The 15,479-nt window shown below is 62.8% G+C and carries 18 protein-coding genes and 1 tRNA gene; 8 read left to right on the top strand and 11 right to left on the bottom strand.

Going from position 1 to position 15,479, the window contains the following annotated elements; genetic code table 11:
- Nucleotides 1–35: 35 nt before the first annotated feature.
- Nucleotides 36–1,640, bottom strand: coding sequence for a S1C family serine protease (locus tag ACFY9N_RS05885; protein WP_391477399.1), 1,605 nt, complete (start codon nt 1,638–1,640; stop codon nt 36–38).
- Nucleotides 1,641–1,740: 100 nt separating this feature from the next.
- Here ACFY9N_RS05885 and ACFY9N_RS05880 point away from each other — a divergent pair, with 100 nt between their 5' ends.
- Complete coding sequence (locus ACFY9N_RS05880; RefSeq protein WP_391477398.1) at nt 1,741–2,949, top strand: aminotransferase class I/II-fold pyridoxal phosphate-dependent enzyme; 1,209 nt, start codon at nt 1,741–1,743, stop codon at nt 2,947–2,949.
- A gap of 30 nt (nt 2,950–2,979) precedes the next feature.
- Here ACFY9N_RS05880 and ACFY9N_RS05875 read toward each other — a convergent pair whose 3' ends face one another.
- Entirely contained in the window at nt 2,980–3,789 is an 810-nt protein-coding gene (locus tag ACFY9N_RS05875) for a carbon-nitrogen hydrolase family protein (protein ID WP_391477397.1), read from the bottom strand.
- A 79-nt stretch (nt 3,790–3,868) separates the two neighbouring features.
- On the opposite strand from ACFY9N_RS05875, the gene ACFY9N_RS05870 reads away from it, so the two are divergent.
- Nucleotides 3,869–3,942 (top strand) — tRNA-Met (locus tag ACFY9N_RS05870).
- An 80-nt stretch (nt 3,943–4,022) separates the two neighbouring features.
- Here the strand turns inward: ACFY9N_RS05870 and ACFY9N_RS05865 are convergent.
- The 3 genes from ACFY9N_RS05865 to ACFY9N_RS05855 are packed head-to-tail and all read right to left on the bottom strand — an operon-like array spanning nt 4,023 to nt 6,052.
- Nucleotides 4,023–4,445 (bottom strand): hypothetical protein, encoded by a 423-nt coding sequence (locus ACFY9N_RS05865; RefSeq protein ID WP_391477396.1) that lies wholly within the window; start codon nt 4,443–4,445, stop codon nt 4,023–4,025.
- Nucleotides 4,446–4,467: 22 nt separating this feature from the next.
- The gene (locus ACFY9N_RS05860; protein ID WP_391477394.1) at nt 4,468–5,766 is read right to left on the bottom strand and encodes a tyrosine-type recombinase/integrase; all 1,299 of its coding nucleotides are present in this window, start codon (nt 5,764–5,766) and stop codon (nt 4,468–4,470) included.
- Nucleotides 5,678–6,052: a helix-turn-helix transcriptional regulator gene (locus ACFY9N_RS05855; protein ID WP_391477393.1), complete on the bottom strand. Its 375-nt coding sequence runs from the start codon at nt 6,050–6,052 to the stop codon at nt 5,678–5,680. The genes ACFY9N_RS05860 and ACFY9N_RS05855 overlap by 89 nt, the downstream gene beginning before the upstream one ends.
- A 91-nt stretch (nt 6,053–6,143) precedes the next feature.
- Between ACFY9N_RS05855 and ACFY9N_RS05850 the strand changes: the two genes are divergently transcribed.
- Nucleotides 6,144–7,559: a hypothetical protein gene (locus tag ACFY9N_RS05850; RefSeq protein ID WP_391477392.1), complete on the top strand. Its 1,416-nt coding sequence runs from the start codon at nt 6,144–6,146 to the stop codon at nt 7,557–7,559.
- 513 nt (nt 7,560–8,072) lie between these two features.
- Here the strand turns inward: ACFY9N_RS05850 and ACFY9N_RS05845 are convergent.
- A complete protein-coding gene (locus ACFY9N_RS05845; protein ID WP_391477391.1) occupies nt 8,073–9,485 on the bottom strand; it encodes a replication initiation protein in 1,413 nt (470 codons plus the stop codon).
- A 415-nt stretch (nt 9,486–9,900) separates the two neighbouring features.
- Between ACFY9N_RS05845 and ACFY9N_RS05840 the strand changes: the two genes are divergently transcribed.
- Nucleotides 9,901–10,356, top strand: coding sequence for a hypothetical protein (locus tag ACFY9N_RS05840; RefSeq protein WP_391477390.1), 456 nt, complete (start codon nt 9,901–9,903; stop codon nt 10,354–10,356).
- A gap of 84 nt (nt 10,357–10,440) precedes the next feature.
- Here ACFY9N_RS05840 and ACFY9N_RS05835 read toward each other — a convergent pair whose 3' ends face one another.
- The 5 genes from ACFY9N_RS05835 to ACFY9N_RS05815 form a co-directional block, all read right to left on the bottom strand.
- Nucleotides 10,441–10,707 carry a hypothetical protein gene (locus ACFY9N_RS05835; protein WP_391477389.1) on the bottom strand — a complete coding sequence of 89 codons (267 nt, stop codon included), beginning with the start codon at nt 10,705–10,707 and terminating at the stop codon, nt 10,441–10,443.
- A 266-nt stretch (nt 10,708–10,973) separates the two neighbouring features.
- Nucleotides 10,974–11,543 (bottom strand): nuclease-related domain-containing protein, encoded by a 570-nt coding sequence (locus tag ACFY9N_RS05830; RefSeq protein WP_391477388.1) that lies wholly within the window; start codon nt 11,541–11,543, stop codon nt 10,974–10,976.
- On the bottom strand, nt 11,540–12,274 hold the full coding sequence (locus ACFY9N_RS05825; RefSeq protein WP_391477387.1) for a hypothetical protein: 735 nt from the start codon (nt 12,272–12,274) through the stop codon (nt 11,540–11,542). Before ACFY9N_RS05825 ends, ACFY9N_RS05830 begins: the two co-directional genes overlap by 4 nt.
- A gap of 111 nt (nt 12,275–12,385) precedes the next feature.
- Nucleotides 12,386–13,009 (bottom strand): hypothetical protein, encoded by a 624-nt coding sequence (locus tag ACFY9N_RS05820; RefSeq protein ID WP_391477386.1) that lies wholly within the window; start codon nt 13,007–13,009, stop codon nt 12,386–12,388.
- A complete protein-coding gene (locus ACFY9N_RS05815; RefSeq protein WP_391477385.1) occupies nt 13,006–13,458 on the bottom strand; it encodes a hypothetical protein in 453 nt (150 codons plus the stop codon). Before ACFY9N_RS05815 ends, ACFY9N_RS05820 begins: the two co-directional genes overlap by 4 nt.
- Nucleotides 13,459–13,605: 147 nt before the next feature.
- Between ACFY9N_RS05815 and ACFY9N_RS05810 the strand changes: the two genes are divergently transcribed.
- Genes ACFY9N_RS05810 through ACFY9N_RS05795 form a run of 4 tightly spaced genes read left to right on the top strand, consistent with a single transcriptional unit; the run spans nt 13,606 to nt 15,351 of the window.
- Nucleotides 13,606–14,211: a hypothetical protein gene (locus tag ACFY9N_RS05810; protein ID WP_391477384.1), complete on the top strand. Its 606-nt coding sequence runs from the start codon at nt 13,606–13,608 to the stop codon at nt 14,209–14,211.
- Nucleotides 14,208–14,621, top strand: coding sequence for a hypothetical protein (locus ACFY9N_RS05805; protein WP_391477383.1), 414 nt, complete (start codon nt 14,208–14,210; stop codon nt 14,619–14,621). Before ACFY9N_RS05810 ends, ACFY9N_RS05805 begins: the two co-directional genes overlap by 4 nt.
- Nucleotides 14,603–14,926, top strand: a complete 324-nt coding sequence (locus ACFY9N_RS05800; protein WP_391477382.1) for a hypothetical protein — start codon at nt 14,603–14,605, stop codon at nt 14,924–14,926. The genes ACFY9N_RS05805 and ACFY9N_RS05800 overlap by 19 nt, the downstream gene beginning before the upstream one ends.
- Nucleotides 14,923–15,351, top strand: coding sequence for a hypothetical protein (locus ACFY9N_RS05795; protein WP_391477381.1), 429 nt, complete (start codon nt 14,923–14,925; stop codon nt 15,349–15,351). The genes ACFY9N_RS05800 and ACFY9N_RS05795 overlap by 4 nt, the downstream gene beginning before the upstream one ends.
- Nucleotides 15,352–15,479 lie beyond the last annotated feature (128 nt).

Raw genomic sequence — 15,479 nt, 5'->3', positions numbered from 1 at the left:
ATCGCGGAGGTGGCGTCCTTCTCTGGGCGGCGGGGTCAGCCGGCGAGTTCGCCGAGCGTCACCTCGATCTGGTATTCCTTGCCGCCGCGGATGTACGTCACGTCCGCGTCGCTGCCGCCGGCCGCGGCACGCACCTGCGCGGTGAGGTCGCTCGCGCTCGTGATCGGCACCCCGTTGAAGGCGGTGACGATGTCGTCGGCCTTGAGGCCGCCGGCGGCCGCCGCTCCCCCGCTGGTCACATCGGCGATGTAGGCACCGGCGACGTCCGCGCCCTGCACGGATGCCGCGTCCTGCACCGAGGCGCCGAGCAGACCGTGCGTGGCCACACCGTCGGCGATGATCTCCTCGGACACGCGCTGGGCGATGTTCGACGGGATCGAGAATCCGAGGCCGATCGACCCGGACTCCTCCGAGGAGCCGGAGCTGGCGATCGCGACGTTGATGCCGATCAGTTCGCCCTTGCTGTTGACGAGAGCGCCACCGGAGTTGCCGTGGTTGATCGCGGCGTCGGTCTGGATCACGGCGATCGAGATCGACTCCGACGTCTGCTGCTGGCCGTTGCCCGGCAGATCGAACTGGAACGGACCCTGCTGGCCGTCTTCCTGGCCGTCCTCCGGCGCCTGCTCCTGCGGGGCGTCCTCGCTCGACGAGTCGGGGAGGGCAGACGACGCGATCTGGATGCTGCGGTTCAGCGCGCTGACGATTCCGGTGGTCACCGAATTCGACAACCCGAGCGGAGCGCCGAGCGCCACGGCCGTGTCGCCGACGTTCAGCTCGGACGAATCCGCGAACTCGATGGGGGTGAGATCGGTGGCGTCGGTGAGCTTGATGACCGCGAGGTCGTAGATGGGATCGGTGCCCACGACGGTCGCCGAGTAGATGCGACCATCGGACGTCGTGACACGGATCGTCGGGTCGGCGACGGCACCGCCGAGCGTCACGACGTGCGTGTTGGTGAGTACGTACCCGTCGTCGCTGATGATGACACCGGATCCGCTGCCAGCCTCGCTGGTGCCGGCGACCTCGATCGTGACCACCGAGGGCAGCGCCTTGGTGGCGACGGCGGTGGTCTCGTTCACGGAGCCGGGGTTGTTGACGGTGACCGTCTGCGGTCCCTCCGCCACGCCGGTGGAGGGCGTGGTGCCGACGGCGTTCCAGATCGCGCCGCCACCGAAGCCCGCGACTCCGCCGACGAGTGCGGCGGCGACCACGATGGCCGCGAGGCGCACGCCGCCGCGCGGCTTGGCATCCTTGGTCTTCACATTCGGGTCCACCGGAGCGTCACCGAGGCCGAGGGGCGCGGTTCCACCGAGCGGGACGGTGGGCTGGGTGTGGGCGGTCCCGGAGTGGAGTCCGAACGCGGCGCCCGGCGCGGTCGCCGTCGAGCCGGCGAACTGCTGTGCGGTGACCGGGGCGATCAGGGGCGCGGGTGCGGGCGAGGCGAATGTCGCGGGCATCTGGTGCCCGGCGGACGACTGCGGTGCGGGAGCGGACTCGGCCGCCACGGGGGCGGCGGACTCTGCGGCCGGCGTGGCGGGGATGTCAGCGGCGGGCTGCGGCGCCGAACGGTCGGCGACCTCTGCTGCCTCGGTGGACGGCACGTCGGGTGCCGAGTGGTCGGGGGTGTTGTCTTCGTTCATGGTGTGTGCTCCTTCAACAACGCCCTTTCAGAGTGCTCTCCGAGTCTGTGCGTTTCATATGGCGAAGGTGAGTTTCCCTTATGGCCATAGCCTGTTCTTCATGAGTGTCATCACCGGTGCATGGCGACGCACGGCGGCGGGCGCGGGCCTGCTCTCGCCCGACGGGGCCGTGGCGCCCACCATCTTCGCAGAGATGTCGGCCCTCGCGGCCTCGACGGGAGCGATCAACCTCGGGCAGGGATTCCCCGACGAGGACGGCCCCGCGGAGGTGCTCGAAGCCGCCCGCAGGGCGATCGCCGACGGCGTGAACCAGTACCCGCCGGGGCGCGGCACCCCCGACCTCCGGCTCGCGATCGCCGAGCACCAGAAGCGCTTCTACGGACTCGAGGTCGACCCCGACGCCGAGGTGCTCGTCACGGTCGGTGCGACCGAGGCGCTCACGGCGACGCTCCTCGCGCTGATCGACGGTCCGGACGACGAGGTCGTCGTCTTCGAGCCGTACTACGACTCGTACGCGGCCGCGGTGTCGCTCGCGGGCGGCACGCTGCGCACGGTGCCCCTGCGCGTGCCGGACTTCCAGCCGGATCTCGACCGGCTGGCGGATGCCGTCACCGACCGCACCCGGATCATCCTCATCAACGACCCGCACAACCCGACCGGAACGGTGTTCGGCACGGACGTGCTCACCGAGATCGTGCGCCTCGCCGAGAAGCACGATGCGCTCATCGTCACGGACGAGGTCTACGAGCACCTCGCATTCCACGCACCGCACATCCCCATCGCGACCCTGCCGGGCGCGGCCGAGCGCACACTCACGATCTCGTCTGCGGGCAAGACGTTCTCGGCCACCGGGTGGAAGGTCGGCTGGATCCACGGCCCCGCGGCCCTGATCACCGCCGTGATCACCGTGAAGCAGTTCCTCACCTACGTCGGAGCCGCCCCCTTCCAGCCCGCCGTCGCGGTCGGGCTGCGCCTCGGAGACGCCTTCTTCACGGATGCCGCGGCGACACTCGCGCGCAAGCACGAAGTGCTCGGCGACGGGCTGCGCGCGGCCGGCTTCACGGTCTTCGCCCCGCAGGGCGGGTACTTCACTCTCGCGGACGCCACCGCGGTCGGGGGTGCGGATGGCGCGGAGCTCTGCCGGCGCCTGCCCGAACGCTTCGGCGTCGGGGCGATCCCGCTGGCTGCGTTCCTCCCCCCGGAGCATCGTGCCGACCCGGAGTACGCAGGAATCGTGCGCTTCGCCGCCTGCAAGAAGGTCGACGTGCTCGAGGAGGCCGTCTCTCGTCTCGCGCGCCTGAACGGCTGATCCTGCCGCCGTCGGTCAGCGCGTCTGCGGTCAGCGCGGAACGACGGCGTACCGGCGAACCCGCAGAGATGGGTTCGTCTCACGCACCCGATCGATGACCGCGCGCTCGACCGGTGCGATGGCGATGCCCTCGGCGCTGCCGACGCCGGCGAGCACGACCCCCTGCGGATCGACGATCTGCGAGTGCCCGACCCCGATCGGCGCGGGATGATCGGCGGAGACGACGTAGACCGTGTTCTCGATCGCCCGAGCGGCGAGGAGAGTCGTCCAGTGATGCTCCTTGAGCGGACCGCGCACCCACTCGGCCGGCACCACGAGGACGTCCGCCTCGGCGTCGACCAGGGTGCGGGCGACCTCGGGGAACCGCAGGTCGTAACAGGTCATCAGACCGAAGCGCAGGCCGCCGACCTCGAAGGTCGCGGCGTCGCCCACCGCGCCCGGCTCGACCCAGTCCGACTCGGTCTGCCCGAACGCGTCGTAGAGGTGCTGCTTGCGATAGACGGCCAGGATGCCGTCGCCGCGGACGGCCACGACAGCGTTCCGAACGCGGCGGTCGTCGCCCGCCCGCTCGACGAGTCCGGCGACGATCACGACCGCGTACTCCCCGGCCAGCGCGGTCAGGGTCTGCACGAACTCCCCCTCCAGCGTCTCGGCGTGGGCCACAAACGTCTCGTCCATCGGGTTCACGAAGTAACTCGAGTACTCCGGCAGCACGATCAGACGTGCGCCCCGAGCGGCGGCATCCGCCACGAGTTCCGCGATGCGCTCGCGATTGCCCTCCCGCGAATCGGTGGGCGCGAACTGGCAGACGGCGACGGCAACGGCGGGACTCACGGACATGCCCTCATCCTCCCCCATCGCCGCGGAACGCGCCTCGATTCGCGCGCTCCCGATTCCCGTGTTAGGCTATTCCTTGTGCCGCGGGGTGGAGCAGTTCGGTAGCTCGCCGGGCTCATAACCCGGAGGTCGCAGGTTCAAATCCTGTCCCCGCAACAAGAAAGGCCCCGAGATCACTACGATCTCGGGGCCTTCACCTTTTGAATCGCGCACGACTCGACAGATTCGGTCGACAGTTATGCAGCCATCAGCTCACGATCCGGGTGGACAGCAGCGAAGTGCAGCACAGCGAGATCAGCAGGCTCCTCCGCTACGTGATGTTCCCGATCCAACGCATCGTGCAGGTCGAGGGTCATCTTCACCGTCTCCTTAGTAGAGGCCCCGAGCGCGGCGTACTCCATCGCGAATAGCGCGGCGTACTCACTCCGGCTCTGGAGATCGAAACAGCAGTTCGTATCTTCGCAACAAGCGGAAGGGCGACCCTCCCATGCCCGGGAGAGGTCGGCCCTGACTAACTGGATCACGTCGAACCATTCAGTGCTGTTTCGCCGCAGAACCACCACGAAGTGCCGCTCCCCGAAGTCGCTTCCCATCACCACCTCAGTTCGCCGAAACGGGCGGATGGCCCTTGCGTAGGCGGACAGTTCTGCTTCGTTCATGTTCTGCTCCTATCTCGACCGCTCACGCGGCGTCATCCTCGGACGGCTGCCCGAAGAGGTCTTGGATGAGCGAGGCATCACCGATGACCTCGCGCTGCTTCTGGATATAGGACTGCTTCGTGATCGAGACATCGGCATGGCCGAGGTAGTCCCGAGCTGCTTCGTCGTCTACTGCCCCGGCGAGTCCGGTCGCCAGGGTTCGACGGAACGCATGAGGTGTTACGGGTGACAGTCCGTCCTGCTTGAGCTCCGCGTTGCTCACCCCCGCGAGCTTCAAAGCAGCGCGCAGATTCCGGCGAACGTTGTTCGGGCTGACCAGCGTCCCCTTGCTGGTCGCAAACACATAGCCGTGCTGCCCATGGAGAGCGAGCTGGCGCAGAAGCGCAGCGACGACGAACTTCGGAACGGCCAGGTCTCGGTTCGAGGCGTCGGTCTTTACGAGGTCCTCACGAATCAGGCCCTCGCCGGTCACGACCTTCACTGTTCCTCGAATACTGATGTAAGGAGTCGGCGCGTCGAGCACACAGTCCTGCGGGCGCAACGCGAGCGCCTCCGAGATGCGGACGCCGGTGCCGAGAAGGAGGCTCACGAGGTCGCCCATCACGTTGTCGGGATCGCGCGGCCGGCCTCCCTTCTTCTGATCGAGGTCCACACCTTCACGCCACCGGACGATGGCCTGGCGCGTCGTCTCGATCTGATCGGTACTCAGCGCCACGGGCTGCTCGATTACCTTCTTGGTTCTCTTGAGATTCACGACCGGGTTGTCGATGCGGGCACCGTCACGGATCGCCTGCTTGATGATCAGCGACATCGCCTTCCGGAAGTTCTGAGCCTGGCTAGGCGAGCCCTTGCTTTCCCTCCCTGCCCTTTTGAGCCGCGACTCCGGCAGCGTGATGGTGCCGTTCCGAATGCCCACCATGTGCTTCTCGATCTGACCAGCGGTCACCGTGCCGATCTTCTGTGTGCGGATGCCCCGACGATGAACGATCGTGCTGCTCACCGTGCGCCGGTAGTAGTCCAGCGAGGCCTTGTTCAGATCCTTCGCGGCCTCTTCTTTGGCGAGCCAGATCTCGGCAGCCTCAGCCACGGTGTGGTCTGCGCAGATGTCATCGAGCGTCTTGATGCGCTGCGCCGGGATCACGCGGTTGGCGACCTTGTGGTTCAACGAAGCGATAGCCGCATACTTCGTTTCACCACGAGCTGTCACCGGTCGCACCTTGCCGTCGGTGTCCTCATGCCGCCTGAAGGCTTCCCACGCACCTGTGTCCAGCTGCTTCACCTTGATGTCCCTCTCGATGTTGGACTTCTTCTTTCGGGCCATCAGCCAACTCCTTGTCTAGCCACTGAATAGCGGATTCCTCTTTGAGCCATTGCATGAGCAGGTCAGCCGGGTAGCGCAGGCGCTTTCCGAGCTTCAGGGCCTTCGGTCCCTTGCCGAGCGACCTCCACGTATGCAGCGTTGCGACGGCGATGCCCGTGTATTGAGAGACCTCTTCAATCGACATCAGACGCGGCACGACTACGTGACTGGACGCGACGGAATCAGCGGCTGACCAGGGCGTCGGCTGGTCAAAGCCGGTGTATTCGGAGATCGAGTTCGTCGTCACGAGAGAGATTAGATCAGCCAGATTCAGCGGGCAAGATTAGTTCTGCCCATAATCAACCTCGCGATGCTTCCGCGTGCGCGACTCTGGGGCCATGACACGACCAAACCGCATCCCCAAGACCGCCTTCATGGCTTCCCACAAGAGCGACATCGACGATGTGAGCGAGCGCCTAAGGGCGGACTGGGCTGACTATCGCCAGTTACCGGAGGTCCGCGCCCGTATCGAGACCTTCCGCGCCGACCGAGAACGGTACTTCGCCCTCCAGCAGCGCAGCCTGGTACTACTGAGTGAGCAGTGGGAGAACGGTGTCCAAGGTGTCCACGACGATTGCAGCATCGTGCCGGACGAAGAGGTTCTGCGCTGGCAGTTCAACGACAAGTTGCTCAGCAAGTCCGGTGCCTGGCACGTGGTTCACGAGGACGAGATGACGGAGGAGGAAACCGTCCAGCGCGAATCGAGTGGACTGAACGGCAAGAGACGATTCCGGACCTACAAGCTCCCGTTCAAGAGGCACCAGGATCGCCTCATCAGCGACCGATACCGCTGTGGCTCCATCACTTGTCGCCCAGGAGATCCATTCGGATGCGCGCTCGGTAAGCGTCGGATGCACATGGATCGGATCGCGTTGATCCTCAAGGCCTGGAGCGAGCATGGCGGCGCGGTCGAGGCGACGCAGTTTGGCCTCTACGGAGCGCCCGACGAGCCGCTCGCCAGCGTTCTCGAGGTCGAGCAGGAGGCTTTCAACCACATGGTTGGCGGCGGCGCGTGGGTTGCATTCAAGAGGATTTTCGATGTCCAGGGTTACCTCTGCGTTCTGAACGTCAAGCGTGACAACGAGAAGCGGCGCTGGGCGGTCGAACGATGGGTGATGCTTGCACGACAAGCGGTGCCGATTAACTGGGAAGGCTTGGCGCTCCGGTTGACTCACAGGCATGGGCGCCGGGTCAGGCGGCACAGCGCCTATACGTGCGGCATCGCGCCTTCCATCCTCGTGGGATCATACGATGTCGCTGGCTTTGCACAATTCGTTGCGGGTGCAGTCAGCACGTTGGATGCTGCACCTTCTTTCTCCCCGTGTGCCCACTGCATCGAAAATGGTGAGCGAGGCATCAACGAACTATGGCAGAGCCGCGGTGACGAGTGGGAAGAGCTGGTCCGAGCGCTGCACGGCCTCAAGATGCTCACGGCCTCGCGGTCGAGCACCGATCATCCAGTGTGGAAGGCCGCCAGCAAGCGCGCTCGTGAGACGTTCGTGCACCCGGATTGGCGTCGTCCGACCCGACCTCAGCTCTCCTTCGACGGGCTCCCTCCAACTCCGACGCCGTATGAAGTTCTATCGCCTGGTGCGGCTCGTCAGCGAAAGATCAAGCCCGGCGACCGGGTGCATGTCCTCCAAGTTGGTCGGAGCTGGAATCCGGGAGATGCGGACGAGTGGAAGGCACGACACGCAGCACAGCAGGAGCAATACCTGCGCTCAATCGGCATCGTCAAGGGCGGCAAGGCGTGAGATCAGCCCCGGCTCAGTCAGCACACCGCGCTGGTTGGGTCGGGGCTGCCCTGTGAAAGTGTGCACCGAGACTCGAATATTGAAAGCCTCCGGTGTGGACTCAGTTATGGGGCGACGGCGGCGGATTCGTGAACTTCGAGCGAGCACTCGTCCGGAGGAAGTCATCAGAAGCACTTGAGGGGGTCGTGGACGTCCCAGATGTTCGTCTAGCTCTCTCGCTACGTCTATCCCATTGCGGGCCCTCAGATCGTCGCTGATGCGTTTCTATTTATCCAGCTGACCAATAGTCCGGCTGGGGTTGCTCGGACTCCAATCAAGTTGAGCTGTATCCGGATGATCAGTACGACTTGCACTCCCTCGTCTCGGACTAGATGAGGTAATACTCATTTCCTGTTGAGTTTTAGTGACTCACGAATGATGATTACTGTGTCTTCCACAGATACCCTCATGGATAAGGTTCTTCTCTACGGCATTCTCTGATTAACCATGTAGAGCATTAGAGGTGAAGACACCTTACTTGCCGTCCTTCACAGCTCGCTCCACAGTGGACTTGCCAACGCCAAGCGCAACCACGGTCTTGCGAATGGACAACCCGGTGTCGGCCATAAAGGCACGGATCTCCGAGTAGCTGATGATCGCGTTCATCCTGTTGGTCATCGAGCCGAGCTCACTGCCCTGTTGCTGGATGCGCTTCATATGCCCGGACTTGGCGTTGACGGCCCCCTGAGTCTGGCCACCCTTCACTGATGCTTCACGAGGGAACGCGGGAAGACCGAGACGTCGGCTGCTCTCCCATCGAACAGCGACGATGCGCCCCATGTGCCCGTTCGAGGCGTTGATGCGTCCCTGCGTTCGACCGCCCTTGATTCGCTGCTCATGGGTGTAGAAGGAGACGCCGTTGCCACGTGCGTAGTCTCGGCTCATCTTGGTGTTGCAGAAGTTGACGATCGACCGGGCGATGGACTTGACCTTGTGAACCGGGATGGGTTCACGGTCCTCGAGTTTGGCAAGCTCGGCTTCGAGCGGGGTCAGGACCTCATGGAGCAGCCAACGCTCATCGACCACTGCACCGGACGCGAACCGAGAGTAGGCGAGCAGTCGCCCCTTCTCGAAGAGGAACATCTGACGCATGATGAGCCCAGCGTCGTCTCGGGTCATCTCGGCTTGACGCGTGCGCAGATTCACGAAGCGCTGCTGCTTCGGCGGAGCACTCGTCGTCGCAGGCAGGAACGCTGTCATCAGCTCCGAGAGCGAGTAGCGGTAATCGTGCTGGTGGTGCCACTCGTATGCCTCATGGCCCGGAGTTCGTGCGACGTTGCCGACGAAGTTCGGATCGCCGTTGAGCGCCTTGTGAATCTCGGTGCGCATCGAGGACACGACACGGCGGAGCGGGTTGGTTGCGCCAGCGACCGGGGAGTCCAGGAAGTACATGCCCTGCCAGGTGTGCTTCTCGGGGTTCTCCCCGAGCCAGTTGGGCGGCAGAGGCAGGTCGTTGCATGTCGTGTGGTCGTAGGGATTGTCAACGTCGAACGTGATCACCGGAATGTACTTCGACCATGACGGAGCCCAGTACATGTAGTCCTGCAAACGGTCGGCCTGGACCTCGTACCCGAGGTATTCCTTGCGGCCACCGGTTAGATGCTCCTTGTCCCGGGCGACTCGGATTGCGTGCGCGTGGACAACGGAGAGGAGATCAATGATGTTTTGCTGAACGAAGCCGTTGTAGCGGATTTGATCACCGGCTGCGTCCCGAGTTGGGAGCGGGCTCGAAGCGGGGGTGCTGAAGAACGTATGAGCGCCTTCAACGATCTGCTCCTCGTCGAACCAGCGCTCCTCTCCCCTGGCCTGGAAGGCAGTAGTTGACTCAGCGTTAAGTTCGCCACGCGACCTGCGCGGGTTCACGAGCTCTAAGGTAGATGCGGTCACTTGCTACTGCTCCTATCGGATGAGGAGTCAGGCGCGACCTATCGATGCGTCACCTGAGCTCAGTCTTTGTGCGTGCGCGAGCCCGAGAATGATCGGCTTGTCAGGCTGATCGGCTCGTCGCTTAGAAGTAGTTTTAGCAGGCGACTCTCGTCTTTACTGTGCCAACCGGGGATTTTCCGTCCGAGTTCCCAGACGTAGGTTCACAATGTCGCCTCGGGCGATAGAATCAAAGCGTAGATCGCACCCGAAGAGCTTGTCACTCTTCTGATCTCAGTCTTGGGCCCCCGGCTTTCTGGTCGGGGGCCCGTGCGTTTCTTCACGTCTTTTCGCGGTTCTCGGGAACTTCCTTCAATAACGATTCGCCTAGTACAGTTCGCTCGCTCGACTCGATACGCCGATCCGAAGGAGAACGAACATGCAGGTCACCGACGCGCCCGAGCGCGCACTGGCATTACTCGACCGAGCCGTGCTCATGCGGTTGGATCCTGATCCTCTCGTGAGCATCCGCCTGGGCGACAAGTCCGAGGACGCCGTGCAGGTTGGCACTCGGGAAGTGAATCCGGAGTTGTACCTGGACATCCTGAGCAACCTCCATCAGGCCGCTTCGCTTCTCGGGTCTCTGGGCTGGCACCTGAGCGCGCGACAAAGCGACTGTTGCATGGCGCCGCACTTCACCTTCGCGATGTTCGAGTGGGCCCTCCGCTGGGCTTCCAGCACCTCAGAGCGGCGAATGATCAAGCGGCTCGACAAGCTGCTCGATGGCCGTGGATTCCATGGGGAAAACTTTCGACACCTTCATGACCTCCTTGCTCGTCGTATCAGTGGAGGCACGATAGCCACGTGCTCGTCAGTCGCGCATCAGAAGCTATAGACGCACCCTGGACGCGCTTTGATGGCGAGATCGACTCGTTATCGTTAGCGAGAGTTGCGGGCGTTCAGCGGCCCACCAGGCGCGTCACGCCTTGCCGCCCTTTGGAGTCGAGTCACCGCTGGGGAATTCGTGTTTGTAGTAGTACTCGATGGCCTTGGAGGCTATCGCGCCTGGGCGCTCCTCTGTCGCCTTCTGAATTTCCGTCAAACGAGCGTGGGCTGAAGGTTCGATGTGCCAATTCACCGGAATGGGACGTGGCAGTGGGTTCTCTTCCGTCTCGTACTTGCGGGGTCGGCCGGGGCCTCTCTTTCTCTGCGCTGCTTCGCCGTCTCCGCTGATCCCGTTGGCCATGAGCCGAGACTACCTGTGTCTCGGCTCATGGCCTCGGCTCAAGCCCGACTACGCTTACGCGCCTCGAATCGAGCACGGTCCTCATCCGTCATCGTGCGAACCACGACCTCGCTGCTGGGAGCGTCAACGCGCAAGTCGTCCGGCTTCGCGGAGTGCTTAGCCCCGGTGCGCCCTCCCTTCTTTGAGCGTGGGGCCTTCTTGGGCATGACCTTGCCGACCCGCGTCTGGTGCTTTCGTCGTGCCATCCGTCCGTCTCCTCTCCTCGGTCAGTTCCGCTTGAGCTGGGTCAGTAGGTGCAGCGCGGAAGGCGGAACATCTACGACCTCGTTCCCCAACCGGAGGTTCAGCTCCCCGAAAGCGTGTCCGGAGATGTAGCTGCGGATCATGCCTGGCCAGATGAGGAAATCGACGCTGCGTGGCACGGACTCAGGATCATGGTTCTTCGTCGGGACGAACACGACCATCGCCGAGATGTCGGCTTCTGGAAGCCGGAGCCTCATGCGGTCGAGCGCAGTGATCATGTTCTTGCTCAGTCCCCACTCTCCATCCTTGGAGTAAGGCAGGAACCCGTTCAGAGGCTTGTCTGTTCCGGGGATCGTCCAGAGCCAGCTCCCGGCCCACCTCTTCACGTCAATCAGAACGACTTTCGCCCCGTTCGCGATCACGCAGTCGATGTCGCCGCGCATTCTCGCCTTGCCTGGCACGTCCGGGATGTTCAGCGAGTAGAACACCTCGAACTTCGTGAGGCCGGCCCTCTTGAGCCCCCGCGCAAAGTAGTTCTCACCCGCGGCGCCCACTCGACCCCGAGCGCCGTATGTCCCGGGCAGGTGACTCATGCTTCCTCACCGCCCTGCGCTTCGAGCCGTTCAAGCAATTCCTGCTCCTCACGACGCCAAAGCGCGAACTCCGCGAAAACGATGTGCGGCGCGAGTCCAAGGTGATCGATTATCTCGGACACCCCGAATCCCAGCCCGAAGTGTTCTCGAAGAACGGCTCGCTCCTGAGCGGACGCCTCGGGCAGCTCCTGTTCCTGCAGAATCTGTGCCGTCGGAGCGTTCGCGATTCGGGCGACCATGTCCTCGTCGTCATCCCAGTCCCATGCGAGGCCCCGTGTCGCGCAGCGCTGCTCCTCGCAGGCCATAACGAATGCCCAACCTTGGTCATCGGTGCGCTTGCTCCGGAAGGCCCGGATGAATCGATCAGCAATCAGAAGCAGATCACGCACCGCGTACTCAAAGTCGACCTCGTTGTCGATGCGCTTACCCCATACTCGTTCGGTGTCCAACGGCAGAAGAATTGTGTCCCCCGTGACGTAACGGATGGCCCGGCGCAGCCACTTTTCAATCGTGTAGGCAAGCAGCCCTGCGGGATCACTCTCAGATACACCGAAGTGAGTTGCGTCGGCCCGAACGGGCTTGGCGGGCTCGTCGTCGAAGATGCTCACTCGTCGTGTGAGCAGCATCGCTTCGAGCATGTTGCTGATGGTCCTCGCCAACGTCGGGTCGAGAGGGTCCGGCGTCCTTAGCTGGCACAGGTTGCGGCATTCGTGACTGATGGCCTGGCTCATGATTTCCTCCTGGATCTGCGATTCTCGCAAGCTTCGTGGCGATGGTACGCGGCGATTTTCGTTCTGATTGAAGTTCTGCGCATAACTAATTTTTGAGACGTGTCCGACGTGCTAGAGGTCACCATCGCCCTCTCCCTCCAGCGCCCAGCGAGATGCGATCTCGTGGCTGACCCCGACGTGCCCTGCGACTACCGCGGCGTCATAGCCAGCTTGCACGTGCTCAAAGAAGGACTCCCGAACCTCAGGGTCCTCGGCACGCCGATCTCGTGTTCTCCCCTCGGTCATCACAGCGCCGAGACGACGAAGCACGTCAGCTCGACCTCTCCAGTGTGCGAATTGACTGTCTTCGGTCACTGTCCACTCCGGACGAAGGCCAAGCTCGGTCAGCAGCAGATCAATCGGCGTGGGCAGTTCAGAGATCGATGAGAGGACTGCTTCAGACGCGAGACGGAATTGCTTTGCTGAGTAGATGGCGCGACCCCAAGCGAAGCTCTCCCGCAGAGGTATAAGGATCGCCACGTTGCCCTCGCCATACGCAAGGTTCATGTGCAGCCAGCGCTCGACCTCATCGAACCGATTGACCAGCTCGTAGTTCGGCATGCTCTGGCGCAGCACTCGCTCTCGCAGCCTTTCGAGCCTGTCCAGGTGCTCCTCGATCAGATCGAGATTCGGCGGCTCCGAGTACCGGTCGTTGCGCTGGATGGCTTGGCACTCGTGGACGCGCGCGAGGCTCATGCGAACAGCTCCAAGAAAGCGGGATCGTCGGCGAGCATGTCGCGGGCGATCTGATCGACGTCAGCTTTAGCGACACCGAACTGCTGGGCGATGTCTACGTGATCCTTGCGTCCGGGACCGACCAGGGCGTCCCGCATCTGCGCGTTGGTCTTGGGGTCCTCGAGGCGCATCTTCTGTGCCTCCCGGATGACGAGCCTCACGTCGATGTCGAGATGCCGAGCGACCCTCCCGGCGTGCATCCCCTCAAGCCTCAGCCACCGGCGCATCTTCACTCGAAACTCAGTCCCAGTAGCCCGCTGCAAATCGAACGGCTCGACGGCGTCGATCTCAGCGTTGGAGAGATGGTCGCTCGGCAGAGTAAGTGGTCCAAAATGATTCTGGAAGTTCTTCTGAACGGTCCTGTGAAGATTGGCGAGCACATCATCCGAGGTGATGCTTTGCTGGGTCATTTCTGGTCCTTTCCTGGCGCTGAATTTGAGTCGATCTCTCGTTTCGCGTGGGAGTGTACTATACGATGTGCTTTTTTCGGTATCTCGATTCGCACATTTCTAGATACGCTCGAGATCAACGCTTTCCATTATCTGAACAGGAGTTACATGAAATCTCTTATTGCCAATGGAACGGAATTGCTGAGTGATGATTCGGAGCCACCAAGAATTGTCATTGCACTGGACATCGATGGCGTCCTGAGTCGCCAGATCGATGACGTTGAGCTCCAGCACGCTCCCGACGACTACGCCGACGTATCGTTCGGTGCTGCATGGGTCGATGATCATCAGGGCACTACCCGGCTTCTGCACACAGCTCCCGCCGTGACCGTCGAGTTGGACGAGATCGTGCAGCCAACTGGCGTACAGCTTCTATGGGTCACTGCCGCTCCCCGGTTCGTGCCCAGAGCAGTCGAGTTGGCGTTCGGTGGCCGCCTCGCTGATGGGGTTGTCCTCGTAGACGAGCACGGACAAAGCAACTGGAAGATGGTTGTTCTTCTCGATTACCTCGAATCAGTCGGCAGTCCAGCGTTCGTCTGGGCAGACAACAGCGCCATCGAGTTCGCGTTCCGAGTTTCTCCGGCTTTCCGTGGCGGCGACATCGGCCCGAGACAACGTCTACTCATATCCCCGGATCCGGCCATCGGCCTAACGCTCGATGATGTAGAGGTCATCCGAGATTTCGTGCAGGGAGTGCTGGGAGGCAAACAATGACCGACCATCGAGCTGTGCCGGACTACTCCTACAACTTCAGCGCCATCCACCCCTGGATGCCAGGCACCTTCGTCGTGCGCACGATCACCGACACCATGCATCTCGTCGTCAACGATTCCGCTGCTGAATCACTCGTGCGCCAAGTCCGACCCCAGGCCAACGGCGACTTCGTCGGTGACAGCGACTGGCTACCTGCCGAGTATCAGGAGATCCATGTCGGCGACGAGGCCTCTTTCCGCTTGATCCGGTCCGAGGGCTACGGCGAGGATCTTGCTTACACCGACACGTGGCGTCGTACGACCAGAGTCATTCGGATCAGCCTCTACGACGGATACCCGGGACTTCCAACTCCCGACAACTTCGGACGCCCTCGTGGGCTCACCAACTCGGCATGCAAGGAGTCATCGTGAACCTATTGGACGACTTCTGGAAGCTCTACAGCCTGACTCTGCGCGACATTCGCGAAGAGAAGCCAGACACCTTCAACAAGCTCGCTGTGATCCTGAACCGCTTCCAGGGGCCCAGCGCTGGTGACGCCTTCTTCCCCGATGGTGCCGACGACATCTTGGGGGAAGCCGTACAGGACGCCGGATGGTACGTCAGCTGGGAGGCCGCCTATCTCTGGACGGCGACGCATCCCGTCACTCGCGCACGCATCCGGTTCGTAGAGGGTGATGTCTACGACGAGACGCCGACCGAGGACGGCAGGCGATGACCTCGGGCCTGCAGAAGGAGTTCCGCGGGAATGACACGCTCCTCATCAGGAGCATGGATGAGTACCTGGCACTCAAGCACGGCACCGGCACAACATCCCTGGCACTCGCGGCGCTCCTCCGAGATCGATACGGCGACGACTGCTCGGTGTTCGATTGTGGCCATTCCGCCGATGTCGTGTTCATCACCTTCAACGCGCCGACCATCGTCGTCCCGTTCTGCGAGAGACACGCTCCTCAGATATGCGAGGAGTACGGCGATCTCGCAGAGCACCTCCCAAAGTTGACGCCAGACACCACGGGTCTTTTCCCGGAGAGCAACGACGCCGGATCTTTCGACGCTCTTCCGACGCCCCGACCTGACGAGAGCGAGCGACGAGACGACGACGAGCCAGAGGGAGCTCCACGAAGCGCTGATGATCGCTGAGAAGCCATTGAGCGTCCCCGACGAGTACGCACTACTCCACGAGGGAACAGTTTTTGACCGACTTCGACTTGGGTGCCGTGGCGTTCGTGACCTCGAAAGGTGAAGCAAGATGCGCGCGCCCCGAGTTT

Source organism: Microbacterium sp. NPDC008134, assembly GCF_042957055.1.
In the GTDB taxonomy this organism is placed as follows: domain Bacteria; phylum Actinomycetota; class Actinomycetes; order Actinomycetales; family Microbacteriaceae; genus Microbacterium.
The sequence above is the reverse complement of the archived record's forward strand: the minus strand, read 5'-3'. Positions and strand labels throughout refer to the sequence as shown.